Source organism: Ligilactobacillus sp. MP3 (assembly GCF_024436335.1).
Taxonomy (GTDB): Bacteria; Bacillota; Bacilli; order Lactobacillales; family Lactobacillaceae; genus Ligilactobacillus; species Ligilactobacillus salivarius.
Window position 1 is genome coordinate 25,605 of sequence record NZ_JANFQI010000012.1, and the last position, 10,105, is coordinate 35,709.

A 10,105-nucleotide genomic window follows, 5' to 3' on the forward strand; every position below is an offset into this window, starting at 1 on the left:
TTTTTACCTCGCTGATGTTAATTTACGATATAAATAATTACCTAAGTATCGAGCTGATAAATTAAATATCAAAATTGCAATAATTAAAACTGCTGAAGTTCCTGCTGAAATTGCGTTTGCATCTGGCATAATTCCTTCTGAATTAATTTTCCAAATGTGAACGGCTAGTGTCTCAGCTGGACGCATCAAGTTTAACGGACTAGTTTCATCAAAAATATTCCAATTAGTAAAATCAACAGCTGGTGCACTTTGACCTGCTGTATAAATAAGTGCAGCTGCTTCACCAAAAACTCTCCCAGCACTCAAGATAACGCCTGTGATAATTCCCGGCAAAGCTTCAGGCAGAATTATTTTAGTGATAGTTTTCCACTTAGATAATCCTAATGCTAATCCACCTTCTAATTGTAGATTAGGGACAGCTTTAATAGACTCTTCTATATTTCTTGTTAGTAGTGGTAAATTAAAGAACGTTAAAGCAATAGCTCCTGCTAATATTGAAAATCCTATTTGCATTTGGACCACGCAAACTAAAAATACGAATAGCCCAACAACTACTGATGGTAACGAGCTTAAAATTTCTATCACCATTCTAATTAGCGATGTTATTTTATTTTTTGCTGCGTATTTAGCCAAGTATATTCCTGCACCTAATGATATAGGAAATGATATTAATAATGTTAATATCAATAAATAGAAAGAATTAAATATTTGAACGCTAATTCCCCCACCTGCTGTAAATGCCTTTGAAGGTGTTACTAAAAACTTCCAAGAAATATGTGGTACTCCTGAGATTAGAATTTTTCCTAGTAAGAAAACTAATATTAGTACAACCATAGCAGCAATTAGCTTTATTATCGCCATGGCAATATTATTTTGAAACTTTGTATTTTTCATTACTTAATATCCTTTCTTCCAATCAATCGAACAATTAAATTAAAGATCAAAGACATTGCTAATAACACTAAAGCTAAAGACCATAAAGCATTATTTCCAACTGTGCCCATTACAGTATTCCCAATTCCCATAGTTAAAACACTAGTTAAAGTCGATGCTGGATTCAATAAGCTAGTTGGCATTAATGATGCATTTCCTATAACCATTTGAACCGCTAATGCTTCACCAAAAGCTCGTGCCATTCCAAAAACTATTGCTGTTAAAATACCTGAAGTAGCAGCTTTTAAAGTCACATGAAACATTGTTTGCCATGGAGTAGCACCTAAAGCCAATGAAGCAGAACGATAATGCTTAGGTACTGCTTTTAGACTGTCGACTGTTAATGAAGTAACTGTCGGCAAAATCATTACAAATAAAACTACTGCTCCAGCTAAAATACCGTATCCTGTACCACCAAAATTTTCTCTGATAAAAGGAACAACCACGTTTAATCCGATAAATCCATAAACTACTGATGGAATTCCTACTAATAATTCAATAACGATCTGTAAAATTTTCTTCATCTTCTTTGAAGCCAATTCTGTTATATACAAAGCCGTCCCTATAGCAAAAGGTGTTACAAAAATTGCAGCCAGTAAAGTTACACCAAATGATCCCAAAATCATTGGTAATGCTCCTACTTGCGGATGTCCTTTTTCATTCATACTTGGATTCCAATTAGTACCTGTGAAAAAATCTTTAGCTTGAGCATTATTTTCCGTAAATGTTGCAATTCCTTTTGAAAAAATAAAGCCAAAAATTGCAATTACAATCAGCAAAATGACAATAATACTTATTGATACTAGCAACTTTCCAAATATTTCTTGATAAGTTGCTTTTGAATTTTTCTGAATTTTTTCTTTAATTTCATCTCTCATATAAGTTTCCTCATCTCTGAATTTTTTCAATATTTCCGTTCTCATCTTTCTGAACTTTCATATCATGAATTGTAATGTAGCCTAAAGTTTTAACTAGATTTTGTTGAACTTCTTTTGTATAAATATAATCAATAAATTTCTTAACTTTTTTATCTACCTTTTTCTTTGTATACATATGTTCATATGCCCAAATTTTCCAATCATTATTTTCAACATTTTTTGCATTAGGTCTTACATTATCTATACTTAATTTTTGAACATCTTTATTCAAATAAGGAAAAGCTAAATAACTTATAGATCCCGGTGTAGCAGCTATCATTTTTTGTACTGTTCCACTTGAATCTTGTTCTTGTGCTTTAATAGCACTTTCACCTTTTAATACGTTGCTTTCAAATGCTTTTCTTGTTCCACTTCCCTGAGCACGATTAATTACAATGATTTTTTGATTCTTTCCTCCAACCTGTTTCCAGTTAGTATATTTACCTGTAAAAATTCCTTTTAATTGCTCCATAGATAAATTATCTATACCTACTTTCTTATTAACTACAGGTGCAATACCAACAACAGCTACTTTATTATCTTGTAATTTTTCAGCTTTAATTCCTGGTTGCTGTTGTGCGAAAATATCTGAATTTCCAACAGCTACGGCTCCTGCTTGTACTTGACTTAATCCGGTCCCTGATCCTCCACCTTGAACTGTTATTCTTATTTTAGAGTGATGTTGATATTCTTCAGCAGCCATTTCTATCATTGGTTGCATCGCTGTTGATCCAACAATAGTTACATTATTTTGATTTTTTTTACTTGTGCATCCAGTCATTAAAATTGCAATTATTAAACTTCCTATAATAATTTTTATTTTTTTCATTGTATACTTTCCTCCCATTTGCTCAATTTAATTATATCTAGTTAATGTAAAGAGCTTTGGGTGCTTTTGTAAAAGATATGTAAAGATAAAAAAACAAAATCTTTGAAATTTAGCTTATTTTTAGTTAAAGTATATTTGAATAGATCGAAGGGTTTAGGAGGCAACCAATGTGTTAGATATGTATCTATTTATTAATCCATTAGGTAGTACATGCTACCATACCGAACAAAATATATTAAAATTAGGTGATTCATTGAATGAGAAAATTAACTTCAATTTTGTTCCTTTAATGAATTTCAAAACTATTAATGATGTTATGTGTCGCATGAATATTCCACTAAATAATGTTGATATACGTAATAGACTATCTGAAAATATTTATCATTCATCTATAGATTTTAAAGCTGCCTCTTTTCAAGGAAAGAAAAAAGGAAGGAATTTCTTGCTAAATGTGCAACAACTTGTAGTTAATGATCAAAAAGATTATAATTTTGAAACCATTAAATTAGCTGCACAAAAAAGTGGGTTAGATTGGAATATTTTTGAACAAGATAGACATTCTAAATTAGCAATAGAAGCTTTTAAACAAGATCAAGAATTAGCTACCGAAATGAATGTAACTGAACATCCTACAATTGTTGTTTATGATTGCTCAGCTAATAATAATTCTGCGTATTCTTTTTCTGGTTGTGAATCATTAGATGAAATAAAGAAAGTCTTACTCTCACAGAGACAACAAAATAGTAGTGGAACATCTATTATGAAACTTTGTTAAACTAATTCTTATTTACGTTCAATTGATACTATAACAAAAAAGATTGGTAATCATTAAATTAATGATCTCCAATCTTTTTTATTTGGTAGATTGCAATAAATAACTTGAACAAATTTAATGACGCAGATTAAGCAAAAAGATCTCAATTGGAGTTCGCCAGTTCAAACATTTGAGTGGCCGTGAATTCAGATACCAGTTAATCTGAATCAATTCATCATCACTAATCTCTTCAATTGGCTGACCCTTAGGAATAAATCGCCGTAACACTCGATTACGATTCTCATTACTACCACGTTCATGCGGAGAATAAGCATGGGCAAAGTACAACGGCACGCCGGTATTTTTCTCAATTGATTGGTAGTTGGCGAACTCTTTCCCGTGATCAACCGTCAGTGTCTTGAGATTAGTTCCTAATTGATTAGCTAACTCAAGGATAGCCTTAGTCATTGAAGTGCTATCTCGTCCACCAAGCCGTTTAACGATAGTAAGGCGACTCTTGCGTTCGACAAACGTGGCTACTGCTTGACCTTTGCGCTTGCCAGATAAAACTGTATCAGCTTCAAAATGGCCTGCAATATTACGATCAGAAGCTTCAGCTGGACGATCTTCAATCGAACGACCATGACTGAAAGTCCCACGGGTTTCTTTAGCACGCTTACGACGAATACCATGGTCAGGTAAATCAGTCATCCGAATATCTAGAAGTCCTTGATCGACCCAGTTATAGATAGTCTTGTAGGCGATCCTAACCACATGGGCTACTTGTTCAATTGACCATTTCTGAATCTTGATCTTGTCTTCGATTAGTCGCTTGAGGTTAGCCGTTAATGAGCATTTACGACCACGATAACTAAGTTTAGTTTCGTGGTCGGCTTGCGCACTAGTCGCATGGTATTCACCCTTTAACCGGTGAATTTCATTAAAGATAGTAGTCTTACTAAAGCCCAGGTAATCAGCGATATATCGAAGAGATCGCTTTTCATGACGAAGCGTTTCGATGACAATGCGGTCTGAAAATGATAAGATAGTGGTGCCCATAAAGGTCCTTCTTTCTAATGGAATGTTGTAACGACACCATTAAAGACCTTTATGGGTTTTTCTGTCCACTAAAATGTTCAACTTAAATTTTACAATCTGCCATTTATATTTATTTTTCTGACAATAATGTCTCTAATTGATTTAATCTTTCTTCAAAAACTTTAAATGCTTTCTCCAAATATGAAGAATCTGTCATATCCACACCTGCATCTTTCATGACTTCCAATGGATATTTACTACTACCAGCTTTTAAGTAAGTTAAATATTTGTTTAATTTATTTTCATCGCCAGATAAAATATTTTCAGCTAAAGTAGTTGCTGCCGCAAATCCTGTCGCATATTGATAAACATAGAAATTATAATAGAAATGCGGAATTCTAGCCCATTCTAAAGCTATTTCAGGATCACTTATCACATCACTACCATAATATTTCTTATTTAATTCTAAGTAATATTCAGAAATTGATTTAGCAGTTAGTGGTACTCCTTTCGAATTCTGTTCATGAATCCATTTTTCAAATTCTGCAAATTGTGTTTGACGATATACCGTACCTTTAAATCCATCTAAATAATGATTTAAAATATAGATTAATATCTCTTTTTCATCGTTATTCTTTAATAGATAATCCGTCAAAATATTTTCATTAGTAGTTGAAGCTATTTCTGCCAAAAATATTGGGTAATCTCCATACTGATAGGGTTGATTATGACTAGTGTAATAACTATGCATACTATGTCCCATCTCATGTACCAAGGTAAAAAGATTTTCTAAATTATCTTGCCAATTTAATAAGATATATGGCGGAGTATCATAAACTCCTGATGAATATGCTCCACTTCTCTTTCCTTTATTTTCAACTACATCTATCCAACGATTTTCAAATGCTTCACTAACGTGCGTTAAATAATCCATTCCCAATACTTCAAGTGCTTTTTTAGCTTCAATTTGTGCTTGAATGTAATTGTAAGTAAGCTTACTATCTTCAGTTAACGGTGTATACATATCATACATATGGAGTTCATCGACACCTAATATCTTCTTTCTAAGTTTTACATAGCGATGTAGTAAAGGAAGATTTTTTTGTACTTGTTCCAGTAAAACATCATAGACTTCTGTTGGAATATGATTAGATGTTGTGGCAGCTTCTCTAGCATCTTTATAATTACGAACTCTTGCTTTAAAGTTATGCACCTTAACATTTCCAATTAATGTTGTCGCCATTGTATGCTTAAATTGGTCATAAACACTGTATAATCCCTTGAATGCAGCTTTTCTAACTTCCCTATTTGTAGATTCTATTAATTTTCCATAAACACCATGCGATAATTGAATATCATCACCATTGTCATCTTTTACTATTGGAAACTTTAGATCTGCGTTGTTTAAAATGCCAAAAACATTTTGCGATGTCCCAAAGATATCACTAGCTCCAGCTAATAAAGACTCACTTTTTTTATCAAGCGTATGTTTTCTCATGACCAACATACTCTCAATTAAATGTTCATACTGTTTTAATTCTTTTTTTTCTACAAAATATTGCTTTAATTTATCTTCATCTAATTCTAGTAACTCAGGTTCGAACCAGGATATAGATTCTGAAAATTCAGCAGCTAATGCATCAACCATTTCATTATATCCTTGATACTTAGCGTTTGTAGTATCTTGATCATTTTTCATACTTGCATATACATAAACTTTTTCAAATTTCCTATTAATACTTAAGAAATTTTCAATAATTTGTAAAAATCTTTGACTACCTTGATCCGTTGTACCTTGTAATTTTCTGAAGTTCTGTACTTCATCTTTTACAACTTGGTACTCCTTTTCAAACTCTTCATCACTTTTAAATACTTTTGTTAAATCCCACGTTAATTCTTCTGGAACTTCATTTCTCTGAAGTAATCTTTTTGCTTTCTTTTCAGACATAAAATTCACTTCTTTTCTTTTATTTGATGTATTCATCTCATACATAAATATTAAAAGAAAATATATATTTTTTCAAATTTTTTAACTTACCTTTTATTTAATCAATGTTACTAAAATTGATGAATGGTAATTGATAATAGAGTTCTATATCTTTTAAATTCAACTTTTCGTACATTTTTTTAGTGAATATATATTCCTTGTAGATTGGATAAGTATATCTTTCGCTTGAAATTTCTTCGTATATTTCTTGTAGTATATATCCATGAGTATAACATATTACTTGTAACTCTTTAAATTTATTCGTCGATTGCAAACAACTTCTATAAAAACAATTTTTTTGTCGTTTTCTCTCTGATATAGACAATAAATTATAATTCTTTATTCTATTTTGCTTAAAGAAATCTTGTAATTCCTTCCAGCTATTTACTTTTTTTCTATAAAAGCGGACTGGTAAAAAGTCAGCTTGTTGAATATGGTAATAAACCTCCATATTTCTTTGTTCTACATTAATATAAATTAAGTAGAATCCTAGATTTTTATGCCATCGTATAAATTGTGCTATTTGTTGTGTTAATCTCTTTTTGATCAAATGCCTCTTACCTAAAAACCAAAAGAAATCATATCCTTCACTTATATATCCTTTAGATCTTTCACTCATTCTTTCTACAGATATTGGCGAACATTGAAACTCAAAAGCTTTATTATTACACAAAATATCAGGTCTTTGATGTAATGAAGTCAAATATGCTTCTATTTGTGGATTCTTTCCTTCTTTTCTTAACCATGTCATTAATAATTTCTTTCCTCTTAAATGTTCTGATGTTTCACCTTCAGAAAAGATATCACAAGCATGCTTTTTATGCGCAAAATGACTAACTCTTAATTTTCCACATCTCAATATCACTTGCCCATGACAACCAGAACAATAATATTTTCTTCCTTTTTTAGCCATATTTGCTTCTACAATATTATTTTTTTCATCTTTAGCATATATCAAAAAATCCCCTCCTACGTGAAAATACGCAAGAAAGGGATTTTATTTAACTTATTTAAAATAATACCGAGCTAACTCTAACGCTGTCTGCCCCATCACTAATTTTCCTCTTTCTTTTAAAAGAACCGGAGAAATCTTAGAATTCTTTCCATATTCAAAAGAGAGTGAAATTAAGTCTTTTGCAGATTCTTCAGAATAGTTATCATCAAACAATACCAATTCAAGGTAGTATTTTTCTTGATAAGAATACAAGTTAGAAACTCCACCTTCAATTCTTAAAACATGCGCCAATTGAACAAAATCTTCAAATGTTGAAAATTCTACTACAAACACATATTTCTTTTTTGTATCGTCATTTAAATACTGAATAACCTCGTCATCATCTATTTTAGATCTACGACTATAATCTCTATTTTCAGCAATATTCCGTGAATTTTCGATACTATTTTTAATTAAATTCAACAACTCATCACTAGAGGAATCTATATTCTTTTTTACATCCTCAGTGTCTTCTACAGTTTCATTCTCATTTTCAGTTTCTTTTTCTCCATCTTGATCTGTGATATCATCAGGATTTACTTTAGTGATAAATATCTCTAGACCACTTTCTTTATTAGGTACTAATTGAAATGTTACTGCATCATTTTCCCTAAACTCATGTTCAACATCTACTTCATCTAAAATTTCATAAAAGAAACTTTCAATCTCTTTCTGGTTTCCTAGCAGATCCAAGAATTTTATTCCCCGAGCTGTTAAATCTTCATCATCTAATACTACACGAATAGTATTTTCATTTATTTTTTCCATTTCCATAAAAGCTCTGCCTGCCTTTCCGACTACTATTATTTACATAGTAACAAAAAAAAGGGGAAAAAACTACCAAAAAGACCATCTAGAGAATTTTATCCGTTATTGTTTAATTTAATTCATTAATTAAATTACTTAAACAATCTTTTATTTCAACTGGCAATGGATTATCAGGATGGTTTCCCTCATATTTTTCAATCCATTCTAGTCTAATTTCTAGTCTTCTCTTCAATTTCTCAGTATAACTCTTATCTTTAAAATCAACTGGATATTTTTCAAATGGTAAGTAATACATTCCATCTAAAGAGCCAAATTTTTCCCAATTAACTTTTTCATTAGCTATGTCTTCTAAAATTTGTAAAGTTATCTCTTTATCAATATCCACACCATTATAAGATGCTGTATTCACTATATAACCAGATACATTACGTTTTTCAAATAACTCTTTAAAGTCACGATAATCTTCGGCTAATGGATATGCACGAAATGGATTAGCAAAAGGCTCAATTACAAGAGAATTTCTATCAGCATTTACTACATTTTCTGCTGTTGATCTCTTAGTAGCTAATGTTATTCCAAAAGTTGCTGCTAACGTTGGATTATCTAACTTAACAACAGGTGGAAGACTATCATCTTTCATAATCCAAAAAATAGAATCTATAGGTGCATTTTCTTTATCCACCCTATTCAATGAAGCATATCTTGACTTAATTGTACGACCATTTCCATTACGTAAATCTTCAGTTACTAAAACTCGCTTATTTTCCTCATTTAACGTTACACCTACATTCATAACTGTGGTAAAGTAGCTTGCTTCTTTTGAACCAGGCATATAATCATTAGTCTTATCAAAATAGGCTGGTTCTAATGCAACTGAACTTCCATTTATTCTTGAAATTACAAAAGCATCATCATGAAGAACATCAATATCATATTTGCCACCATGTTTAGCATGAGTTAATGTCGATTTTCCTGAGCCAGATAGTCCATAGAATGCAAAAACTTTATCATCTTTATCGTCAAATCTAAATACTTTTTCTCCACCATGTGAAGCTGTGTATCCATGTCTATGAGCTATTGCCCAAGCTAATGTTAATGTCGATTTTTTTAGTTCTCCAAAATATCTTAAACCTAATATTGCAGCTACATTATGTTCAGCATCAATTATTACTAGGCCATTAGGATAGTTTTCATCTTTAAATTCAGGATCAGCATAAATAAAAATGTCTCCTTCTTCATATTTATGAGAAACTTGATACATTTTTTCATATTCTGAAGTTACTGGTTGAAAATTTAGCATATATGATAACATATTAAATTCATAACCTTTTGGGACAGCAAGGTGTGATTTTAACATAAAATCTTCATCTAATCCTACATAAACTTCTGTCTTATAGAATTTTCTGTCACTAGCTTCAAAAATTGCATCTCTAAGAACTCCTGCTAATTCGTTAGTATCTTCTCCTAAATGCCCAATAATATGTCGTGCAGCTGCTGTTCTTCCAACAATTTTTCCATGATTATTTACTAACATTTTAGAATCTACTGGTAACCCTAATTCTTGGGTATGCTTTATTGGAACATCTGTCACAATTGTACTAGGACAATTTTTTGCTAAATAATATGCTTTTGAAATATCTGTTACTCTTTCAAAATTGTTACCATAAAATGCTGTTTCAACAGTCGTTCTAATTTGTGAAAGGAGAGGATTCTTTTTATTAATATCTACTTCTTTATAATGACTAATTGTACTCATAATTATCACCTCATTGTTTAAATAGTTTTTTATAATACGCTTTCATTCTATCACAATATACTATATTAAACAAAACTGTTTTAAATTATATAGATTAATACAAGTAACAAAAAAAGCCTTAGTTATAAA

At 31.1% G+C, this 10,105-nt stretch carries 9 protein-coding genes; 1 reads left to right on the forward strand and 8 read right to left on the reverse strand.

The window, feature by feature from the left end:
* Window positions 1-3: 3 nt before the first annotated feature.
* Genes pstA through NOU10_RS08440 form a run of 3 tightly spaced genes read right to left on the reverse strand, consistent with a single transcriptional unit; the run spans window position 4 to window position 2,679 of the window.
* Window positions 4-894 carry a phosphate ABC transporter permease PstA gene (gene pstA / locus NOU10_RS08430; RefSeq protein ID WP_003708300.1) on the reverse strand — a complete coding sequence of 297 codons (891 nt, stop codon included), beginning with the start codon at window positions 892-894 and terminating at the stop codon, window positions 4-6.
* Window positions 894-1,811, reverse strand: a complete 918-nt coding sequence (gene pstC, locus NOU10_RS08435) for a phosphate ABC transporter permease subunit PstC (RefSeq protein ID WP_255906565.1) — start codon at window positions 1,809-1,811, stop codon at window positions 894-896. The genes pstA and pstC overlap by 1 nt, the downstream gene beginning before the upstream one ends.
* A 10-nt stretch (window positions 1,812-1,821) precedes the next feature.
* Window positions 1,822-2,679: a phosphate ABC transporter substrate-binding protein gene (locus NOU10_RS08440; protein WP_255906567.1), complete on the reverse strand. Its 858-nt coding sequence runs from the start codon at window positions 2,677-2,679 to the stop codon at window positions 1,822-1,824.
* Between the two features lie 178 nt (window positions 2,680-2,857).
* On the opposite strand from NOU10_RS08440, the gene NOU10_RS08445 reads away from it, so the two are divergent.
* Complete coding sequence (locus NOU10_RS08445) at window positions 2,858-3,454, forward strand: ClpXP adapter SpxH family protein (RefSeq protein ID WP_253006254.1); 597 nt, start codon at window positions 2,858-2,860, stop codon at window positions 3,452-3,454.
* 114 nt (window positions 3,455-3,568) lie between these two features.
* On the opposite strand, the gene NOU10_RS08450 is transcribed toward NOU10_RS08445, so the two are convergent.
* The 5 genes from NOU10_RS08450 to NOU10_RS08470 all read right to left on the reverse strand — a co-directional run bounded on the left by NOU10_RS08450 (window position 3,569) and on the right by NOU10_RS08470 (window position 9,976).
* A complete protein-coding gene (locus NOU10_RS08450) occupies window positions 3,569-4,492 on the reverse strand; it encodes an IS30 family transposase (RefSeq protein ID WP_003709292.1) in 924 nt (307 codons plus the stop codon).
* Window positions 4,493-4,601: 109 nt separating this feature from the next.
* Window positions 4,602-6,419 (reverse strand): oligoendopeptidase F, encoded by a 1,818-nt coding sequence (gene pepF / locus NOU10_RS08455; RefSeq protein ID WP_255906568.1) that lies wholly within the window; start codon window positions 6,417-6,419, stop codon window positions 4,602-4,604.
* A 97-nt stretch (window positions 6,420-6,516) separates the two neighbouring features.
* Window positions 6,517-7,416 (reverse strand): competence protein CoiA, encoded by a 900-nt coding sequence (locus tag NOU10_RS08460; RefSeq protein WP_161023073.1) that lies wholly within the window; start codon window positions 7,414-7,416, stop codon window positions 6,517-6,519.
* A 48-nt stretch (window positions 7,417-7,464) separates the two neighbouring features.
* Window positions 7,465-8,226, reverse strand: coding sequence for an adaptor protein MecA (locus NOU10_RS08465; protein ID WP_101898228.1), 762 nt, complete (start codon window positions 8,224-8,226; stop codon window positions 7,465-7,467).
* Window positions 8,227-8,329: 103 nt separating this feature from the next.
* A complete protein-coding gene (locus NOU10_RS08470; protein ID WP_255906569.1) occupies window positions 8,330-9,976 on the reverse strand; it encodes a phosphoenolpyruvate carboxykinase (ATP) in 1,647 nt (548 codons plus the stop codon).
* Window positions 9,977-10,105: the final 129 nt, after the last annotated feature.